We start from the raw sequence: 20,489 nt of genomic DNA, 5'->3' as shown, positions 1-20,489 counted from the left end.
TAAAAGATATATCAAAATTTTTTGTGGTGCGAGCATCCTGCCCGCCTTTAATTATAGGACAGGCAAGGATGCCCGTCCCACAAGATAAAGTGATTGTAAATGTAAACTCGTTAGTATTATGCAATGCTTGTTTGAATCTTTTTAACATCTCCGTAAATATGGAAGAATCTATCCGTTACTTCGGGTTCAGGAAGTTTTGTTAAATTATTTAGTTCTTGAAGACGCTTTTTAACAAGAGTCATCATAAATGAAGCCTGATTAGATTTAAAAGCAAATGAACCGCAGAGGCGCAGAGGACACAGAGAAAAGAGTGAGAAAGAATCGCTATATAAACGCGATTGTACTTCATTTTTAGCAGAATTTACTCGTCTTCAATTGCTCCTAAAGCTTTAAGCGTATCTTTTTCATCTTCAGTTAAACCTTTAATATTGGTAATTTTCATATTTGCGTAAGGTTTGTTGTCAAGTGTTTTCAAGCACTGACCGGACTGGATATCCCACAGTTTAATTGTTTCATCCAAGCTACCACTCGCTAAAGTTTTACCATCTGAATGGAGAGCTACTGAAAAGACTGAATTCTTATGTCCTTGAAGAATTTTTAAACATTCTCCACTGCTAATATCCCACAATCGGATTGTTCGGTCAGCGCTACCACTGGCTATGATTGTGTCATTGAAAATAGCAAGTGAATTGATTCTACTCCTATGCCCGTTTAATGATTTCAGGCATTTACCATTTTGAATGTCCCAGATTTTAATTGTTCGGTCGTCACTACTACTAAATAAAGTTTTATTATCAAAACTAAAGAGTACCGTATTGACTCCACTAGTATGCTCTGTTAGTGTCTTTACACATTGTCCTGTATGAATATCCCAGAGTCGAACTGTTTGGTCATCGCTGCAACTGGCTAAAATTGTGTTATCGGAACTCATTGCCACTGACCAGACTCGACCTTGATGACCTAATAAGGTTTTGACACATTCTCCAGTAGAGACATTCCACAACTTAATTGTCATATCCCCACTACTACTAGCAATGAGTGTATTGTCAGTACTAATAGCTACTGAGTACACAGACCTATTGTCATCTCCTCCGTGACCTCGTAGAATTTTCAAACATTGACCAGTGCTAATATCCCAAAGACGAACTGTAGTGTCACCACTGCCACTCACTAAGAATTGATTGTCTAAACTTACTGCAACTGACCAGACTCGACTTATATGCCCTTGTAGAGTTTTTAGGCAGATTCCTGTATTTACATCCCAAATTCTAATTGTTCTATTATCGCTACTGCTGGCTAAGAGTTTTCCGTTGGCACTAAAGTCTACAGAATACACCATACTAGTATATCCCTGTAAAGTTGATAAACAGTCGCCCGTGGAGGTATCCCAAAGCTTTATTGTTGAATCGCTGCTCGCACTGAGTAACTGACTACCATTAGGACTAAACGCAATTGAGGAAACGGAATTGGTATGCCCCAACAAAGTTTTTAAGCATTCTCCAGTACTGATATCCCAAAGCTTTATGGTTTGGTCGAGACCGCTACTCGCTATAGTTTTACCGTTGGATCTGAAAGTTGTTGATTGTATCCTTTGTGTGTGACCTTGGAAATTTTTTAGGTGTTTTCCAGTACGGATATCCCAAAGTTTAATGATTTGGTCATCACCACAACTCGCTACAGTTGTATTATCGGAACTAATTGCTACTGACCATATTCGACTTTGATGACCGAATAAAGTTTTGGTACACTCTCCTGTATGAAGATTCCACAATTTAACCGTGTTATCTCCACCTCCACTTACTACGGTGGTATTATCCTGACTAATTGCCACTGTGTATACTGTTGTGGAATGTCCTTGTATCGTCTTTAAACATTCTCCAGTAGCGATCTCCCAAACTTTGATTGTTTCGTCACTACTACCGCTAACTAATATTGCACCATCATTAGCGATCGCTACTCCATACACGCGACTGGAATGTCCATGGAGAGTTTTCAAGCATTTTCCTGTACTTATATCCCAGATTTTTATTGTTTTGTCATCACTACCACTCGCTAAAATAGCTCCATCAGGACTAATTGCAATTGATCTGACCCAATCAGTATGCCCTTGGAATATTAAAAGTAATTTACCATTTTCGATTTGCGATAAAGAAATTGAACCATTGGCTTCACCAGTGGCAAATAGTTTCCCATCAGGGCTAAATGCTATTGATAAAACACGACCGCAAAGTTTAGTGAAAGTCGATTGAGCAAGATTCGCCTCTGTAAAATTCACACCATACAAGCTGGCATTGCTCAAATCAGCCCCTTTAATAAGGGTATGGCTGAGGTCTTTACCTTCCAATATTACCCGATCACTTTTCACCGCCAGAGTAGCCGCGTTCCCTCCAGCATAGCCCACTTCTGTTTCTGTTTTGCCTTGCGTCGCTTCAATCAGCCCAATTAAAGGTTTACAGTCACCTAACATCGGCAAGACAAGATCCATGACGGCTTTTGTCAGTTGCGATCGCCCAACGGTTTCTCTCAACTTCTCCAACGGTTCGCTTGTAAATGACTTCAATGGTGCGATTTCACTACGAGAAGCAAAGTAACTCGACCAGGTATAATCAATCGGTGCTGTATTGTTATTTAAACATGACTGCGATAAGCTGGGTACAGCTTGGCTTCGCGATCGCGCTAGCTCAGTAAAATCCTCAGCTAACGCTCCCAATTCTGCTGCAAATTTGTAAGCGACAAAGAACTCTAACAAAGAACGATGGGCTGGAGTATAATCGCCATCAGCATCTCGAATGAGCATTGTTTGCCCCATCATGTCATAGTGCCAGTGGTCTAAATCTTTCTCTTCTTGCACCATAGAACCAAAAAGACGACGAATGCGGTCTGGGAACAAGCGATAATTGAGACTCATCTGGTCGGTTGAGAGCATCTCCCAAGACAGTTCGCACAAGAAATAAAGCTTATCGGCTAAATTCGTGAAAGTTCGCTCTGCTTTGATATCCCGTTCCATCTTGTGACGCACGGCATATAAGTAAATTCGCGAGATATCTACAGGTAACCCGGCTTCAATATCTGGTAGTGCTTCTAGGATTAACTCCGTCATCACTGGGCGACGTGCTAAATCCAGTAATTGAGGATTATCCATCACTTGCTCCACAGTACCAGGGGAAGCTTGAAACGATAAGACCTCTTGAATTTGCTCATCGTTAAACTTCTCTAGTTCTAGGACTTCAAATTGTGGCGTTTCTCCTGTTAAATTAGCAGTCGATGCTTGGAGTTCGGCGTTGAGTAATGCTCTTCCTTCCTTTGCTTCTGGAAAGTGTTCGGTGCGGCAAGTTAAAATGACCTTTGCCCCAGGCATAACCACTTTTGCTAATTCCCAGAAGTTGTTAATCATCTCCTGACGGTCAACACGAGCTGCCATCTCATCAAAGCCGTCGAAAATTAGCAGCAGCTTGCCCATACGATTGAGCTGCACGAAAGCATCGTAATGAGGTAGAGGAATTTTGTATTGCCGAAAGAAAAACTCCGAAAACAGTGACTCTACGCTGACTGCCCTAGCATAGTCGCGTAAGGGAATAACTAATGGCAAGCGAGGAAGTTCAGTCCCGCGTTTTTGAGCATCTTGATAGCGCTGCAATGCTACCCAAGCGTAGTGCATGGCAAACCAAGTTTTACCAGTTCCAAATTCCCCTAATATGGAAATATGCTCTTTTGCAGGGTCATCAAGCCAACGGTCAATATAACCGTCAATCCAGCCGTCAAGTTCGTCATAACGACTGATTGCTATTTGGCGTTTGGTGGTGGGATCGATTTCTTCCTTGGTGCAAGCAAGAGGAACGTATTTTTGGTCTATCTTCCGCCGTTTCACCTCTGCTTCTAACCATTCAAGATACCCGCTAAAGTTAGCATCTTGGGCTATGAGTTCATCAAAGGTGTAGCATTCGAGGTGTTGATTTTCGTCCTTTTGAACTTCGTTACGAGCCGCCCGTGAGATGCGACGGGTTGTCACCAACCACCCTTCATCCGTGTGTTGTTGCTCTACTGAAGAACTTAACGCCATTACATCACTGAGCTTTGCTTCTCCGGCAATTCCACGTATAAGAATGCGATCGTATCGATTGCGTCTGACTGGAATGTTAATAATCCACTCGAAGAAGTCTTCTGCCCAAACTTCGTACTTCTCGAAACGGTAACCCAGTGTTTCAAACCACCCGCGCATTTGTTGGGCAAGAGCAACAGCCCTACAATTGTTTTCTGGTATAGTGCTAGGTGCTGGCAGTGCTGGATAATTCTGCGAAGCCAACCTTGCCATCTCGGTACGAATTCCTTCGAGAGTTGGCAGCCTGTCTAATTGTTCGGTAATAGCTGCAATTCTTTTATGCAAAGAACCTATTTGCTGGCTCATAAGTGCATCAGATGGCGTGCGGCTGCGCTTGGCAACTTCAATAAAGACAGTGGCAAATGCTGCAACTTCTCTTTTGATGTCAAGCCCCAGGGTGTTGATTTCATCCCCTAAAGCATAAGCACCTACAAATATATCGACTTCAGATAGGAGGATTGAGGGGTTATTGTGATCTAAGGCTTTACGAAAGGCTTGTTTTATTTGTTCGTGGCGGAAAAGTTCCAGAAATGGCTTGGGTTTGCCAACACCGTACTCTACCAAAGCGTAGGCATAAACCCCACTAAAATCAGCCGGTGGGTGTTCGGGAGCAAGGTTAAATTGTTTTAGTAATTTGATGACAGTTTCATTACGCTGCAACTTATCTTTAATTAGTGGGTTAGCGATGCCAGAAATTGCATTAATAATAGCGTCAAGGTTAAGTGGTATCACAGAAATATCCCGCTCGTTTCTTTAATCTACGTCTTTTGTGGTTAAGGTTGGCGTAAAAAAGCTTAAGATATAGACTGCATTGTACGGAGTCAAAAGTTAAATTTTTCAGTAACTACATCAATGTCTCCTATTATTCCGGATTTGGCTTGGGAATTCCTTTAGCCTGGGCGGTTGAAATCGCGGCTATACAAACAAAGTCCGCCTACGCGGACTAAATTATCAAGGGGTAGTAAGAAGCGGATTTAGTATTAATAGGCATTTGAAATCGTAATGTGGCTATCCTATCTAATTTATAAAAAAATCTAAGTACTGTAGTACTGTTTGGTGGGCATTGCCCACCAAAAGCTTTATCTGGTATGTAATGCCTACCCTACGTGTAGTTCAAAAATCAAATAGGAGTCCTATAAGAGTACAGAAAAAGATAAAGGATAGAAAATTAATACTTTATCTTTCATCTGACTAAGAACTAGTCTCTAACCAAGTTATTAAATCATGTGTGTTTGAAAAATCTAACAATGCCTCACCTAAATTTTCCAACTCAGCAGTGGATAAACTCCGAATTCGCTGTTCTATTTCAGGTGCAACATCACCAAATCGACGATTTAGTAGACGGACAATTAATCTCAATGCTTCTTTTTGCACGATACTTTGATAGATAACTGATTCTTGCATAACTTCCTCGCTAAAAAACTGTTGAATCAAATTTTCATCGAATCGTAAACCAGCTAGAAGCTGTACACATGCTGAGATATTCTGTTGCTGTTGTGTTTCTTCAATCATATCCACAGATGCAGCAACTTGTTTTAGCAAGGTATTGGGTGAATTGCTTTTAGCCAAAGGTGCTAGTGGTAAAAGACCAGGGTGAGCCACCAGGACTGCTGGATCTTCTTCCCAAATCCGAATGACACGGTAGTTGTGGACTGTGTTTGTATCTACATACTGAGTTTGAAAAACAGTTTCTGAAGTTGTTTGTTGTAAAAAAATGATAATTTGTTTAATCTCACACCGATACAACCGTTTCAACCGAGTGTAATAATCCAGCATCCGAAAATCTAACGGAACCTTGGATTTTGGCAGGGTTTGAAATTCCAAGTGCAGAATTGTCTTGGCGACTTGTAGGAAGGTAACAGAATCAGCACGAATCGGTTCTAGGTTCAGTTCCGTCTTCAGTACCTGGATATCTGATGTATCAGATTGTAACAGCCATCTAGCAAACTCAGCAGGGTAAGTTTCGGCAAGGTATTTACAGGTGTTATCGTAAGCCAAGGTCAAAAGAGTTAATAGTGCTTTTTTACACTATCACAAAATAGTACAAAGAGACTAATATGATGTTGATAACTTAGGGCAATATGGCTTTTTTATCCTGAAAACAGAAATTAGATGTAGTATCAGGACTTACGCAACTGGCACAGGCGATCGCTCAATTCTAATACATCTGTATGGCATGATGGACGCAACTGGTCAGGCGCGATCGCCTTGCCGCAACAATGGGCATGTGCCATTGGCTCTCAACAAAGCCCAGCAATGGTTTCGTCAAGTGACTCAACAAGAGTTACTCCAATGGCTTGATGGTAAAACAAATATAGATGTTCAGCATAAACAGAAGATTCAAAAAAGATTGAAAGAACACTACAAGCCGGAACAGCAACCCTTTAAGCACCCAGGCTTTTGGGCGGCTTTTTGTGCAATAGGAGAATAAAAAACTCAATCAATAGGAGCAATTATTATGGAAGCAGATAACATCATTGAAGCTTTTACACAAGTGGTAAAAGAACAAGACTACGTGTTTTCTCCCGCAGCCATAGCAGACATTGCTATACTGCAACAAAATCTTGCCGCTCTTAAAAATATCACACCTGATGCTATCGCAGAAGTTATCCGTCAGTGGTATCTGAATCATACAGATGTGAGAGATGCTGTCTTAGTTCAAGATAGGGAAATTAAGAAAGTTGCTAAACCAAAAGCACAAAACCAAGAAAATATCCTTGAAAACCGCTATCGAGTTTTACAAGAAGAACTACAAAACTTACAAAATAAAAAGCGAGCGAACAATTAGAGACAGTAAAATATATTATTGTCTATTTTTTTCGTCCCGTCTAAAGATTTATTTAATGAACCGCAAAGGCGCAAAGGACACGAAGAAAGAAGAGTACAAGACTCAATATGAAAATCTATGCTCCAAATATTCATCTATTTGCCTTTCAGCTTTACAAACCCTCCAATCTTAAGGTAAATGAAAAAGATACAAGCAAATTATGGCAAAATGCCGATAAAATAGTCCACGCTATTCTACAACAAGATTTACATCCTATCCAGCATATAGATCTTCACAAAGAACCTAATAGTCGCCGTGTTGATTTACTGAAAGAGTCAGATGTAAAAGATGGCGATTACTCCTTATCGTTCGCCGGTAAAATTTCCACAGATGACGCGCAACAAGTTGTGTTGAAAGGGTTTACTTACCCTTTTCAATTATCTGATAGCTACGGTTTATGGTTAAATATACGCCGTCCGGAAGAAGATGATGATGGTACGCGCACTAAAGATGTGAATATCCATTTATTAAACCAGCTAAATCTAGAGAATTGCTTGATTTTAGAAAAAAGCAATCTCTTTCTTGGACAAACTCTACTAATAACTGCTTGGTTACCAGGCGCTAAAGACAACGAAAATATCAACTTAACAGCAGAAGAATATTTAGACATAGCAAACGAGTGCTTAACATCTGTTTTTAACAATAAACTACCACCTTTAAATCATCAAGGAGAGTTATTTAGCAGTCCGATTTTTGAGTATGGTTTGTTTAGTCAATTAGATAACTACCAACACGTTCTTATCTGGCTGTTTAGCAATGAAACGGCTGATAATAAATTTAATCAGTGCTATCAAGAGTTCTTGGATTTATTTTTCTTTCGTATTAAAATAATAAAATCTTTTCAAGATAGTAGAAAAATTTACAATGCTCTTGTATATTCTTCTGAAAAAATAGAAGATTTAATTGATAAAGCTCCTCAAATTCAGGAGAATAAAGGATTAACTTTAGAAAATTTAAACGAATGTAAAAATTTATTAAAGAAATTAGCGGAATTAGGTTTGAAATATACAAGATTATTGCGAAATTTGGAAGAACATCAAAACACAATTACTATACATAAATATAATTATTTAGAAAAACTGCAACAAATTCGTGAAATAACAAAAAAAGATTTGGAATTTTTAGAGAGTTTTATTAAAGAAACAACTTCTTATTTTCAAAGACAAATTGAAGCAGATTTAGGTTATTTTCGTCACAGTTCTACATTTTTAGAGCAAGCTATTTCTTCAATTCGCGGCATCGTGGAAATAGAACAAGCCGAACGCGATCGCTCTTTGGAAAAAACCATCCAAGTCCTTGGTATAGGCTTGGGTACGGGTGCGATAGCATCTGGAGTCATAACGCAACAAATCAGCTATATCAACAAACCTTTAGGTGTTATATCTCCAAATAACCCGCCCCATCCTTTCTATGCGTCTTTGTTTCTCAGTATTGTGGTAACTTTGTTTTTTACCTCTGTAGCTTGGCTTTGGACTCAACGAAAATAAGTAGTAACCAGTCACGATTTTCTTGCATGAGCAAATGCTGCTACTGCATTTGGTGAACCGACATATCGCCAGTGCCAAGGCTCAAAACTCACTCCTTGAGAATTATTGCGCTTAAAGGACAATTCAAATCCAAATTCTTGAGCATGACGAGTCAGCCAACGATAGGCATGTGTCTTTTCAAATTCTAAGGTGATATCTTGCTTGGCAGATTTACCATCAGCTAAATCCACAGCAAAACCAGTATGATGTTCGCTAAATCCAGCAGGAGCGCTGATTTTTGCGGCGGCTTGCACGGAACCGCGACGCTTGACTTGATCTTGAAATAATTTTTGTTGCTGTTCTATGGTACGAAAACCGGAAACGGGTACTATCCAAACACCTTCTTCTCTGGCAGCATACATCATCCGCATCAGTGCTTGTCCTGCTTCAATATTTAACGACTCAAAGCGTTGGTTGTTACCAGTTGCATAACTACTAACAATCATTAATTCGCTTGGATTGGCTTGTGCATAGGGAAAATGCCCGTATGCTATTTGATTTTCTATCGGTTGTTGCTGAACTGAGGCAGGATTTGCTGCAATTCTTACTGGTTGGGACGAGACAATAATAGAAGATGCTTCAGTTGAACTGGAGGTTGGTACAACAGAAACAACTTTTGGTGGAGATGAGCTTGTTGCTCCAACAGTCGTTGGGTTTGGTGCGGAGAATTTTATCGCCAATGCTGCACTCAGAATAATTCCGAATGAAACTGTTGTCGCGATGATTAAAATTCGCGCAATATGAGGTAATGTTTTAAAAAATCGCATACGATTTTGGATTTTAGATTTTGGATTTTGGATTGAGAAAGGTTTGCCTGAATTTAATTTCACCTAACTATCTGTATGACTCCCTTCAGCGCTATAAGGCTACTCATCTTCTTTTTTTTTCTTCGTGTCCTTTGCGTCTTTGCGGTTCATTTAGGTAGTTAATATTTGGGCGGGAAAGGAGCAAGTGAGTCGGTGTAACTGGTTTGTAATTGAGATGTATGCGCTAAGCTAAAGCGCTACTACAAACCTTTATAGAAATTAACTGGTCACTGATTACTGGTCACTGGTCACTGGTCACTGGTTACTGATTAATTTCAGTTGAAGCTATCTTCCAACGCCCATCTATAAATTCCAGAGTATAACGAACTGTTCTTGTTTTAAAATCAGTTTCTTTGGGAAGAATGTTGCCATTTCTATCTAAAAGTGTCCTGTCTTCAGTCACCTTAACTTGAAGAATAGCGCGATCGCCATTAACAGAAAACTCATCTACACTGTCTATAGTTTGTACTCCATACTTATAGGAGTGACCGTCTTTCTTCAAGGAGTTGATGGAACCTTCCTCTCCTGCAGTACTCTCATACTGGCTACCTGTCGTTAGCTCAGCAGCCGGTTGGGAATCGTAAGGAGGTGCAAACATGACTCGCTTGGCTTGCAACCACTTATTAATCAAATTTCTGGCTTCACTTTCCGCGATCGCAGGTGGAGAAGTTGTATTAACCTGTTGCGATTGCTGAGAAGAATTGTTTGATTGTGTCGTGCTTGGTTCTTGTTCCTTACCAGAAGCAGTTGAGTTTGAACTAGATGTTGAAGTAGAACCCGATTGGACTACAGTTGTTCTATCTGGTGGAGTCGGTGTTTGTCCTCTCAAAAACCAAAAACCACCTACAACACACGCCCCAACTAAAACGCCAATGGCAATACCCTGTTGCCAAGGTGCTATACCGTTATGACTTGTTACAGATACAGTAGCAGCTGGTTGTTGGTAGGAGACAACAGGGGGTTGTCCAACTGGTACGGTTGGTTGCGGCGCTGGTATTGATGGAGGGGATGGAGTGAGTGCGGGATAATTAACGGGGACTGTGGGAGCTATATAAACGGGTACTGTGGGTGCAACGGGGATAGCAGGAGTTTGCAATGCTACCAGCATTTGTTGGACACTCGAATAGCGATCGCTTGGCGTTCTTCTGATTGCTCTATCCAACACATCCGCAAAACCAGGACTGACATGAGGAGCAAAATCCCGCCAGAGAGTTTCACCCGTGGTATTATCGCAAGCAAGCTGTTGTGGCATTCTACCTGTAAGCAAGTAAATAGCCGTTAAACCCAAACTATAAATATCGCTAGAAAAAACCGGTCTTCCTATAGATTGTTCCGTAGGCATAAATCCTGGAGTGCCAATCACAATTGATGGGTTGGCGTTTCCAGAAGCCATTTCAGTTTGCATTGTCAGCTTCACCGCACCAAAATCAATTAAGACTGGTTTGCCATCCGAAAAGCGCAAAATAATATTATCTGGCTTGATATCTCGATGCACGATCCGCTTGCTGTGGACAAAATCCAGAATCGGCAAAATATTGATCAATATGTCCTTAACCTCACTTTCACTCAGCAAACCTTGCTGATACACCTTTTGGCTCAAGGTTTGACCTTCGATATACTCTTGAACCAGATAAAATTGCCCGTTTTCAGAGAAATAGGCATACAATCGAGGAATGCGATCGCTTCTATCACCTAGTTCTTCTAAAATCGCGGCTTCTTGCTGAAATCGTTGTTGCACCAGTTGATAAATTTGAGGGTTATTAGCAACCGGCTTAAGCTGCTTAATCACACAGCAACGACTAGAGGGCATTTGGGTATCCTCCGCTAAAAAAGTTTCCCCAAATCCCCCACTTCCTAAAACTCTCAGTACTTTGTAACGATTATTTAATAATGCTGGTGTTATCATTCCTCACCCTTACAGCCCGATGCCTACGGAAATTAAAGTTAAATTTTTGCTCAGTAATCTTAGTGGCCCAACTCAAAGTGAGTGGTATTCAAATTTACTCGTTTTTTAGATTAAATGGTAGATGTTTGCTAATTCTTAACAGCTCTATAGATCCCGGACTTCTTCAAGAAGTCCGGGATCTGAATCTACGCGATCGCCAATAATTTCTATATATGAGATAGATTTTGGGTCAATATTTCCTACATAAACTCATGGAAAATTATGTTTTTTAAACCCGAGTAGGCGGGTTTTGCTTGTATAGCCACGAATTACATTCGTTAGGGCTTATGTACCTTTAACTACCAACACAGAACAAGGAGCATCTTCTACAACTTCACTGCTAACAGAACCCTGAACAATTCGATTCACACCTGTTAACCCACGACTGCCAGTGATAATTAAGTCAGCTTTGTAAATGTTAGCAAGGCGAATAATCTCTTGAGCTGGATCGCCCGCAACGAGTTCTATGTCACTTTCAACTGCCAATTGAGTTTGATACCCTTTGAGTTGTCTTTCAATTTGTGAGTAAGAAAATGTTGAAGACTCTGGGTGAGGGCGATCCGCAGGAAGTTCCATCTCTGATTCTGAGGTGGCAAACACGTGGCATAGAATGATTTTGCTATCTTTTGGCAGCATAAATTGCTGTACCGTTTGAATAATTTGGTCGGTCACTTCTGAATCGTCTAGAGCTACTAAAATCGTTTTTATCACCGCTGTCTTCTCCACAACAGTAGACCTCACACGCAGATAATAGGTAATTATAGTTAATGGCTATACTCACCATGCCCAAACTTTGGACAGAGTTTGCATAGCCTTAAACTTTTAGTTTGCGATCGCAAACTCTTTTTTGCAAAAAGTCTCGGCAAAAATTAATAATTCATATCATCATCAATTCGGCGTTGTACCGAGTTAACGTGCGAAGGTAAGTCCTCAGAGGATGCCAGGACATCAATTGCATTAGCCACTTTCTCTAGTGCAGTTTGCGAGTATTGAATAATACTAGAGTGTTTCATAAAGGTTTCTACTCCTAATGGAGAGGCATAGCGGGCAGCGCCAGAAGTGGGTAAGGTATGGTTGGGTCCTGCTACATAATTCCCCACAGCTTCTGGTGTACAATGCCCTAAGAAAATTGCACCAGCATTGCGAATAAGTGGTAATATTTCCCAGGGTTCTTGCACCTCCACGGCTAAGTGTTCGGGTGCAAATTCATTTGAGAGTTCTGCTGCTGCTTGCAATGATTCCACAATCACAATCAAGCCGTAGTGGGCAATGGCTTTTTCTGTCAGTGTTCGTCTGGGATGATCTATCAGCTGTCTTTCCACTGCTACTTGTACGTTTTTTGCCAGACCCGGATCTGTGGTCAGCAAAACTGCTGCTGCCATTGGATCTTGTTCTGACTGGGCTAACATATCAGCCGCAACGTAGACGGGATTTGCGGTTTCGTCAGCAATAATTAATACTTCCCCCGATCCTGCAAGGAAATCGATGCCAACTGTGCCGTATACTAGTTTTTTCGCTAACGTGACATATATATTACCTGTACCTGTAATGATATTGACTTTGGGAATGTTTTCTGTACCGTAAGTTAAAGCGGCGATCGCTTGTGCGCCACCAACACGATAGATTTCTTGCACTCCGGCTTCTTGGGCAGCGACCAACACAGATGGGTGAATCGCTTTTAAAGGTCCAGGCGGCGTGACCATCACTACGTGCGGTACGCCAGCCACTTTTGCCGGAATAGCATTCATTAACACCGTGCTTGGATAGGCGGCGCGACCACCCGGCACATATAACCCTGCCCGATCTACAGGTGTGTAGCGCTTGCCCAGCACTACATCATCATCGTCAAAGTGAACCCAACTTTTTGGCATTCGCTGGCGGTGAAACGCTTCTATTTTGCGGCACGCCAACTGAATTGCCTCAAGTAACTCTTGCGATACCTGTTGGTAGGCTGCATCCAGTTCTGAGCCTGTCACGCGCAGTTCTTCTGGCTTCAGGGTTTGATTGTCAAATTCGGTTGTGTATTGCAGTACAGCTTTATCGCCTTGGCGCTTCACTGCCTGCAGCACTTCCCGCACTGTTGCTTCTTTATGAAGTACCTGTTCATCTTGGATGCGATCGCAGATCCGTTGTAGTTCTGCTCTAACATCTGCCTGCTGAGTAATGATTCGCAGCATGGAGTAAGGACAATGCCAACTTGAGAAAATTCTTGCGATGAGAATGAGTTTTGCTCCTTACCCAAATGAGAGGTGCAAAGCTAACCCCAACTCTCTTCTCTAGCTTAACCTGGATTTTTTTGATACTTCCATGGCTTCCTACATATCGTTTGCTAAAAGCCGATAACCAACAACTGGTGGCTGAAAACAGATAAAACCGTAAAAGGTCGGTAGAATTGCCAGTTCTTCACAATTTCGCGTTTTATCTCTCCAAGTATGTGGGAAGTTATTAGTATGTTGTTTCATTCAGTTCCCTTTTTTAAGCATAAGTAGAAACTGAGTATAATTTTTGTGTATCGTTTACTTCATAAGCCAACATTTTTACAGAGGGGATGGACTTAGTATCTCTATGAAACCCCTGAACTTAACATTTGACTGACGATTCGCCCTACGCACGACATCTCAGACGAAGAGAGAATGCAAGCGATTTTTGCCACCACTTGTGTTAAAAGCGGTTATGCTAAGTTACATTGAGCTAGAAGTATCTTATTCTATCGTATTTTTAGACTTGACAGCAAACACTCTATCCCCTTTCTCTTCTTTAAAACTTTTTTCTTCCATAAATGCCCTCTGCCGATACTTGGTAAAGCTTCATATTTAATGTTGGCACTGTAGCGATAGCTTGTAAAATTTCTGTATCGGTGCTCTAGTGATAAGAGGTTCATCTTCGTTAATAAGAGTTCAGTTCAGAGGCTAAAATCTCCTGAGGGGGTTCAAGTGGAATCACAATTGTAAAAGTTGAGCCACCACCGGGTTGGCTGGTAAGTTTAACCTGACCACCGTGAGCTTCTGCGATCGCACGAACAATTGCCAATCCCAAACCAGAACCCTCCACACGACGGCGGCGACTATCAGCAGTCCGGGCAAAACGTTCAAAAATCCGCTGTTGGTCTTTCAACGCTATACCTACTCCAGTGTCACGTACCCAGAAACAAGCTTCGTTACGACCCATCGCAGAACCTATAGAGATGATATCGTTCTCTGTTGTATGTTGGGTTGCGTTCTGAGCCAAGTTCATAATTGCCTGAGTCAGCCGTTGGCGATCGGCAATAATGCGTCCTGTACCTTTATGTTCTAAACACCAGTTGCGATTGGCAAGAGCTTTTGCCTTCGCATAGAGTTCCTCAGTCAGCCAATCAGTTTCTACGGTTTCTAAATTTAAAAAATTAGGTTGTTCTGTCTTTGCTAATAGCAGTAAATCATTGACCAAGCGATGCATACGATTTAGTTCGTCCATTACGATCTCCTTGGTTTCACGCCGTTCTTCGGGGTCATCGCCCATTAATTCTAAATGACCTTGAATAATCGTAATTGGGGTTCGCAGTTCGTGACCGGCATCGTTGATAAAATGACGTTGGCTTTTAAATGCTCCTTGGAGGCGGTCTAGCATTTCATTAAAGGTGATGCTTAATTCCGCAATTTCATCTGAACCTTTCACTGAGATACGCTGAGTTAAGTCAAAATCAGTAATGGAACGAGCAGTATCAGCTAGTAAGCGTAGAGGTGCGAGTACTCGTCCAGCAACTAACCATGCAAGTAATGATGCTACAACAAGCACAGCAAATGACACTTGGGTAATATCTAAAATTTCATTATTTACCTGCTGGTGCTCAAAAGTCGTAGTATGCACGACAACAATCACCCCGTGAGTTTTTCCTCGCACAATTGGTTCCACAAGATACTTGAAAGTCTCTTTTGAAGTTACTGTTTCACTCTTGTGAGGCTTAGTGAACTGCGCCCATAGCTTTAGTATTTCTGAGCCTGGTTGTAAAGAGTCTGGAAGGGCTTTTGGGTCAGAATTATAGAACTGTCCATTTAGCAATGCGATGAAAAATTCGTTCTCATCAGGCACATTGCGTGATATATATGTATCAAATATAGCAGTAATATCGTCTCCAAAAGGTTTTCCTGTCATAGGGTTTCTACCATTAACCAATTGTTGGAATTCCTCTTTCTCCTGCAATAGAGACTTTTCAATTCTACTTTCCATCTGAGCTAGTAGAACTTGCCGAATGATAAAGACAGATCCCACTATAGAACATGTCATTAGCAAAACATATGACAGCAAAATACGCGCTCGCGCTCCAAAAAACACTCGATACCACCTATATGCCTTAACTAGCTTTGATTGTTCCACTTTTTAGTCCCTACTCACTAAAATATTTTTGCTTCCACAGTCAATATGTTTAAGTTTCTATGTAGAAAAGTATGTAAACTTTCTAGGTACATATCACGCACTTTTAGCGTGCAAGTAGGTAGTGATCTCAGTAAATTTCCTGTCGCTTAACAAAGTAAGACGTTGCAGCCCGGTATCTCGAATCTAAAAACTATTTTAGATGGGCAATACAACTCGGCGACTGGTAAGCTGTCGCGCATCTAAATTGTACTTTTTGGAGCTTGAAAGTCTTGCTGTAAGATTTTCAGCTTTAAAATTTAAGTGCGTCTCAGCTTATTAGGTAGGGAGACTGGCTTTCAAGGGTAGGTATTTAAGAATTTGGTAAAGGTTTCCAGTATATTTACATTTAATAACATAGTTCTGTTTATTTCCGCCAACCTACTTATGCATTACATCTATAAAAGCAAAAGACATAAACTAAAGTTTTACAATCAATTGACGGTTTTATCACTAGCTGTAGTCATTTTTTTTTGGAGTCTTCTCACAATCGCACCCCTTCGCAGCCAAGAAAATGCGATCGCCAATGTACCATCAATACAATTGCCACTTTCAACCCGTGGTGCAAAAATCTTGGATGCTCAAGGTAAGCCAGTAATACTTAGAGGCGTTAACTGGTTTGGCATTGAGACAGAAACTAACGTTCCCCACGGTTTATGGAAGCGGGATTATAAAGATATACTGACACAGATTAAAAGCTTGGGATATAACTTAATTCGATTACCCTATTCTTTACAAGCCCTGCGTTCAACAAATATAAGTGGCATTGACTTTAGCATTGGTAACAACAAAGCACTTGAAGGCAAAAATCCTTTGGAAGTTATGGATTTAATTATTCAAGAAGCCGAACATCAAGGATTACTCATTCTTCTTGACTGTCACCGTCTCAACAATCAACGCATCTCGGAATTGTGGTACGAAGATAGCTTTACAGAAAAAGACTGGATTGATACTTGGAAAATGCTCGCCGATAGATATAAAAACCAAACTAATATTATCGGGGCAGACTTAAAAAATGAACCGCATGGAAAAGCAAGTTGGGGTACAAATGATGTAGCAACAGACTGGCGACTAGCAGCAGAAAGGGCTGGCAATGCCATTCTTGAAGTTAACCCTAACTGGCTCATTGTTGTTGGGGGGGTAGAAAAAAATGTCCCCAATCAAAAACTACCCAAGCATTGGCAAGGTGGAAATTTAGAAGGAGTACAGCGATATCCAGTTCGTTTATCCAATCGCAGTAAGCTTGTCTATTCTCCTCACGAGTACGGTCCTGGAGTTGCAGATCAGCCTTGGTTTTCTGAACGTAGTTTTCCCAAAAATCTCATAAATCGCTGGCAAATAGGATTTCACTATATTTCTAGCCAAAATCGCGCACCTATTTTGATTGGAGAATTTGGTGGAAGGCAAGTAGATACAAGTTCTAAAGAAGGAATTTGGCAAAACGAATTTGTGAAATATATTAAGGAAAAAAACTTGAGTTTTGCTTACTGGAGTTGGAATCCCAACAGTGCTGATACAGGTGGTCTCTTACTAGATGATTGGCAAAATATTGATCTTCCCAAACAGCAACTGCTAACGCAACTCCTTCCTGTTACTTTTACTCAATTAGCATCTCGCCAACTTACAGTCACTTCTGACATTTATACCAATTGGCAAACAGGATTTTGTGTGAGTTTCAAAATTCACAATCAGAGCAGTACTAAGGTGAATAATTGGCAACTGACATTTCAAATGAAGCAAGCTGCCATTAATAATTCATGGAATGGGAATTTTCAACCTCAAGGAACAGCACGTTATCTTGCGACTCCTTTGGATTGGGGACGTGTCATTGAACCAAATCAAGTCCGTGAAGTTGGTTTTTGTGCAAATAAACTGGGTTTGGATTATCAGCCTACAAATGTGAAAGTTGAGTAGGGAGTAGTGACAAATGACAAATGACCAGTTACAAAGTATACGTAAAATCCTCAACTAACATACCCGGAACCATGTTACCTCCAAGTTGGCGAGCATCGTAAGTCCCCACTTCAGCAATAAATTCTTGAAAATTAGTCATATCTACTAGATTTTCTCCCCAAAAACGGTAGAGACTGTCATCAAATCGCAGGTTTTCAATAGGGGCAACAATTTCACCTTGTTCTACCCAAAAACAAGCATATCTGGTCATTCCTGTGATTCTTCCTGTAGGGCGATCGCTCCAATTTAAGTAATGCAAGTTCGAGACATATAATCCTGTCTCCAAACTAGGAATAATATCTTCAAATTTTAAATTTCCTGTTGTTACTTCTGGTGCTCGTAAGGCTTCAAAAGTATTGGCACCATTGGCAAATTTTCCATATTCCTTCGCAGTACGAGAATTGACCAAAGTATTAACCAAAATTCCTTTTTCAATAATCTGTACGGACAGTGCGGACATTTCCCCCCATTCATTAAAACGCGGTACTAGACCGCGTTGAAAATTTTCTTTGAGATTAAACGCAGGAGATAACTGCTTTTCTTTACGCCAAAGAAAAGCTAAAGCACTACCTCCCTGTTGTAAATCGGCTTCACTCACACCTCCCCAAGAAAGCATATGCAATAAATCGGAGACAGCAGCTGGTGCAAAGTAAGTCTTATATCGTCCTCTTGGCAATTCTTTCACCGGACGAGAAAGTAACTCTAGCTGGTTTTTGGCATCGCTAATTTTTGCGATATAAGCTTCAGGATTCCAATCACTACCTGCAAAAGTTCCCTTAACAGCTTGTCCCCGGTTCGTGAATATAGAATAGTCCAATGTGAAAGTATCAGTACTGAACCAATGTTTTTGACCATTGGAATCAGCATAAGCCCTAATGACCGCTCCCCCAGCATATATCCCAGCAAAATCAAATTCTGGGACTGGTTCTAGTACTGTTGGTACGACTAATTCATCAGCCAATAAATTCCCAATATGAACCTCTCGACTGGTATTTGTGCCTGATGGTAATACTAAATAGGGGTCTATGGGTAATTGGGGAAGTTCTTCGCGTAATTCTCGCAAAGCTGTGTACGCTACTTGCCAATCTACTTCCCAACTCCCAGTAAAGGGAAACTGACGAAAACTACCCCGCCCATCTTGCATCAATGTCAGTTCTATCCAACCATCAGCAACACAACCTGTTTGCCGCACTTTGGCATGATTGAAACGCGTAAATTGGCTGCTTTCGCTATTGAGTTTTATCGTGAATTGTTCACTTTCTGCCTTTTTTTCAAGGAGAGTGTCCATCAATTGGTTAAAGCTAACTTCTAAGGCAGATAATTTTTCTTGTTTCATGAATCAGGAATTAGGGAGTAGGGGAGTAGGGAGTGGGGAGTAGGGGGGAGTGAGGGAGTGAGGGAGTGAGGAAGTGAGGGAAATTTCTCCCCCTCTCCCCCTCTTCTTAAGAGCCTCCACCAAAAACTTCAACGTTGGCAAATACACAAATGGGTGAACCATGACCCACCCAAATAGCCTGGTTTGGTTCTCCTTTACCACAAAAAGGAGTACCGTACATCTGCCAAGTGGAGTAATTACCTATTTTAACTAAACTTTGCCAAAATTCTGGAGTTGTGGCTCGGTAGTTTGGGTTGCGAAGAGTTTTTGTGAGTTTGCCGTTTTCGATCAGCTTTGCGTACTCGCAACCAAATTGAAATTTATATCGGCGATCGTCTATTGACCACGAGCGATTGGATTCCATGTAAATACCATGTTCTACTTCGGCAATGATGTCCTCAAAAGAAGCTTCCCCAGGTTCAAGATTTAAATTTGCCATGCGATCGATTGCTGGTCGATTCCAAGAACAAGCACGCGCACAGGCAACTCCAGGTACTTCTGCTCTTGCTTGGCTTTCCAAACTGCCCAAACCCCGAAGAAGAACCCCTTCTTTTATTAAGTACTCCCGTGTTGCTACAGTGCCAGTGTCATCAAACCCGTAGCTGGCAAATTCATTTGGTACGGTGGGGTCAAAGGTAATATTCATTAAGGGAGAACCATAGACTAAATTCCCGAAATCTCTCTTGTCAACAAAGCTACCACCAGCGTAGTTCCGTTCATCTCCCAAAATTCGGTCAATTTCTAAGGGATGCCCAACACTTTCATGAATTTGTAGCATCATTTGATCCGGAGCTAATACCAGATTTGTACGTGCTGTCGGGCATTCTTCTGCTGTGAGTAGTTCTACTGCCTGTTCGCCAATTTGTTGGACTTGATGCCACAATTGGGCTTCTTGAAAATGTTCCAATCCACCTTGGTAGCAGTTTGCCTGCCAACCATTTTGAGAACGTTGCTGAACGAGCGCTCCATCCTGTGCGGTAGCTCCATAATGAGTGCTAAAAAACATAAATTTTTGATACACCTCGGAGCCATTGCTACTCGCAAACCAAGTTTCTTTTTCACTTGTTGAGGCAATAGCAGTGGTTTGCACAATGCGATCGCAAACCTTCATTGTCTGACAGATGCGGATGAGCAAATCGTTGATTTCGCCTGCACTCAAAGCATCAAGAGGTTTGAGAAATGGCGAAGTGTATTGACCCACAACTTTAGGGCGCTCACTTGCTGCTTTAAATGGATATACCCACCACTCACTTGCAGCCAGTGCTTGATGATATGCTTTCTCAGCAGCAGTTTGTAAATCGGTCACTTGTAACGAATTAGTCGCTGCATAACCGATACAACCATTGACCATCACTTCCAGCATCGACCCCTTAGTCAAGGATTTACCGTTACTTTGAGGTATCCCATCACGGATGTGACGGGTATGGGTTGTATCTTTTACTACTCTAATTCCCAACCAATCAGCAGGAATATCTATTTGAGCAATAGCTTTTTTTAATTCTGATAACATAATACCATTTTGGATTTTGGATGCGTGGATTTTGGATTGAGAATGCCTTGCAAGACTTC

The 20,489-nt window shown here is 41.2% G+C and carries 14 protein-coding genes; 4 read left to right on the top strand and 10 right to left on the bottom strand.

Going from position 1 to position 20,489, the window contains the following annotated elements; all coding sequences use genetic code 11:
* Positions 1-361 precede the first annotated feature (361 nt).
* Together WA1_RS35545 and WA1_RS35540 are read right to left on the bottom strand one after the other, a co-directional pair.
* Positions 362-4,831 (bottom strand): NACHT and WD40 repeat domain-containing protein, encoded by a 4,470-nt coding sequence (locus WA1_RS35545; protein ID WP_017745873.1) that lies wholly within the window; start codon positions 4,829-4,831, stop codon positions 362-364.
* Positions 4,832-5,290: 459 nt separating this feature from the next.
* Positions 5,291-6,097, bottom strand: coding sequence for a DUF4351 domain-containing protein (locus WA1_RS35540; RefSeq protein ID WP_026134933.1), 807 nt, complete (start codon positions 6,095-6,097; stop codon positions 5,291-5,293).
* Positions 6,098-6,275: 178 nt separating this feature from the next.
* On the opposite strand from WA1_RS35540, the gene WA1_RS35535 reads away from it, so the two are divergent.
* The 3 genes from WA1_RS35535 (at position 6,276) to WA1_RS35525 (ending at position 8,413) form a co-directional block, all read left to right on the top strand.
* Positions 6,276-6,530 carry a hypothetical protein gene (locus tag WA1_RS35535; RefSeq protein WP_148662837.1) on the top strand — a complete coding sequence of 85 codons (255 nt, stop codon included), beginning with the start codon at positions 6,276-6,278 and terminating at the stop codon, positions 6,528-6,530.
* A 27-nt stretch (positions 6,531-6,557) separates the two neighbouring features.
* Positions 6,558-6,887 carry a hypothetical protein gene (locus WA1_RS35530; protein ID WP_017745876.1) on the top strand — a complete coding sequence of 110 codons (330 nt, stop codon included), beginning with the start codon at positions 6,558-6,560 and terminating at the stop codon, positions 6,885-6,887.
* Between the two features lie 107 nt (positions 6,888-6,994).
* Positions 6,995-8,413: a hypothetical protein gene (locus tag WA1_RS35525; RefSeq protein ID WP_017745877.1), complete on the top strand. Its 1,419-nt coding sequence runs from the start codon at positions 6,995-6,997 to the stop codon at positions 8,411-8,413.
* An 11-nt stretch (positions 8,414-8,424) separates the two neighbouring features.
* On the opposite strand, the gene WA1_RS60610 is transcribed toward WA1_RS35525, so the two are convergent.
* The 6 genes from WA1_RS60610 to WA1_RS35500 all read right to left on the bottom strand — a co-directional run bounded on the left by WA1_RS60610 (position 8,425) and on the right by WA1_RS35500 (position 15,409).
* Positions 8,425-9,219, bottom strand: a complete 795-nt coding sequence (locus tag WA1_RS60610; protein WP_272819308.1) for a M15 family metallopeptidase — start codon at positions 9,217-9,219, stop codon at positions 8,425-8,427.
* A 301-nt stretch (positions 9,220-9,520) separates the two neighbouring features.
* Positions 9,521-11,164, bottom strand: coding sequence for a protein kinase domain-containing protein (locus WA1_RS35515; protein ID WP_017745879.1), 1,644 nt, complete (start codon positions 11,162-11,164; stop codon positions 9,521-9,523).
* 324 nt (positions 11,165-11,488) lie between these two features.
* On the bottom strand, positions 11,489-11,914 hold the full coding sequence (locus WA1_RS35510; RefSeq protein ID WP_017745880.1) for a universal stress protein: 426 nt from the start codon (positions 11,912-11,914) through the stop codon (positions 11,489-11,491).
* A 158-nt stretch (positions 11,915-12,072) separates the two neighbouring features.
* Complete coding sequence (hisD, locus tag WA1_RS35505) at positions 12,073-13,380, bottom strand: histidinol dehydrogenase (protein ID WP_017745881.1); 1,308 nt, start codon at positions 13,378-13,380, stop codon at positions 12,073-12,075.
* A gap of 138 nt (positions 13,381-13,518) precedes the next feature.
* Positions 13,519-13,665 (bottom strand): hypothetical protein, encoded by a 147-nt coding sequence (locus tag WA1_RS57490; protein WP_158516732.1) that lies wholly within the window; start codon positions 13,663-13,665, stop codon positions 13,519-13,521.
* 424 nt (positions 13,666-14,089) lie between these two features.
* Positions 14,090-15,409, bottom strand: coding sequence for a sensor histidine kinase (locus tag WA1_RS35500; RefSeq protein ID WP_272819307.1), 1,320 nt, complete (start codon positions 15,407-15,409; stop codon positions 14,090-14,092).
* A 570-nt stretch (positions 15,410-15,979) separates the two neighbouring features.
* On the opposite strand from WA1_RS35500, the gene WA1_RS35495 reads away from it, so the two are divergent.
* A complete protein-coding gene (locus tag WA1_RS35495; protein WP_017745883.1) occupies positions 15,980-17,506 on the top strand; it encodes a cellulase family glycosylhydrolase in 1,527 nt (508 codons plus the stop codon).
* Between the two features lie 28 nt (positions 17,507-17,534).
* On the opposite strand, the gene WA1_RS35490 is transcribed toward WA1_RS35495, so the two are convergent.
* Both WA1_RS35490 and WA1_RS35485 read right to left on the bottom strand, forming a co-directional pair.
* Entirely contained in the window at positions 17,535-18,881 is a 1,347-nt protein-coding gene (locus tag WA1_RS35490; protein ID WP_017745884.1) for a TldD/PmbA family protein, read from the bottom strand.
* 106 nt (positions 18,882-18,987) lie between these two features.
* Entirely contained in the window at positions 18,988-20,430 is a 1,443-nt protein-coding gene (locus WA1_RS35485; RefSeq protein ID WP_017745885.1) for a TldD/PmbA family protein, read from the bottom strand.
* Positions 20,431-20,489: the final 59 nt, after the last annotated feature.

Origin of the sequence: Scytonema hofmannii PCC 7110 (assembly GCF_000346485.2) — a bacterium.
GTDB lineage: Bacteria > Cyanobacteriota > Cyanobacteriia > Cyanobacteriales > Nostocaceae > Scytonema > Scytonema hofmannii.
This window is presented reverse-complemented; position numbering and strand designations above follow the sequence as displayed.

Coding starts and splice junctions, on each gene's coding strand:
- WA1_RS35495 (WP_017745883.1), top strand. CDS start 15,980: ATGCATTACATCTATAAAAGCAAAAGACATAAACTAAAGTTTTACAAT.
- WA1_RS35530 (WP_017745876.1), top strand. CDS start 6,558: ATGGAAGCAGATAACATCATTGAAGCTTTTACACAAGTGGTAAAAGAA.
- WA1_RS35500 (WP_272819307.1), bottom strand. CDS start 15,409: ATGGAAAGTAGAATTGAAAAGTCTCTATTGCAGGAGAAAGAGGAATTC.
- WA1_RS35515 (WP_017745879.1), bottom strand. CDS start 11,164: ATGATAACACCAGCATTATTAAATAATCGTTACAAAGTACTGAGAGTT.
- WA1_RS35485 (WP_017745885.1), bottom strand. CDS start 20,430: ATGTTATCAGAATTAAAAAAAGCTATTGCTCAAATAGATATTCCTGCT.
- hisD (WP_017745881.1), bottom strand. CDS start 13,380: ATGCTGCGAATCATTACTCAGCAGGCAGATGTTAGAGCAGAACTACAA.
- WA1_RS35490 (WP_017745884.1), bottom strand. CDS start 18,881: ATGAAACAAGAAAAATTATCTGCCTTAGAAGTTAGCTTTAACCAATTG.
- WA1_RS35535 (WP_148662837.1), top strand. CDS start 6,276: ATGATGGACGCAACTGGTCAGGCGCGATCGCCTTGCCGCAACAATGGG.
- WA1_RS60610 (WP_272819308.1), bottom strand. CDS start 9,219: ATGCGATTTTTTAAAACATTACCTCATATTGCGCGAATTTTAATCATC.
- WA1_RS35525 (WP_017745877.1), top strand. CDS start 6,995: ATGAAAATCTATGCTCCAAATATTCATCTATTTGCCTTTCAGCTTTAC.
- WA1_RS57490 (WP_158516732.1), bottom strand. CDS start 13,665: ATGAAACAACATACTAATAACTTCCCACATACTTGGAGAGATAAAACG.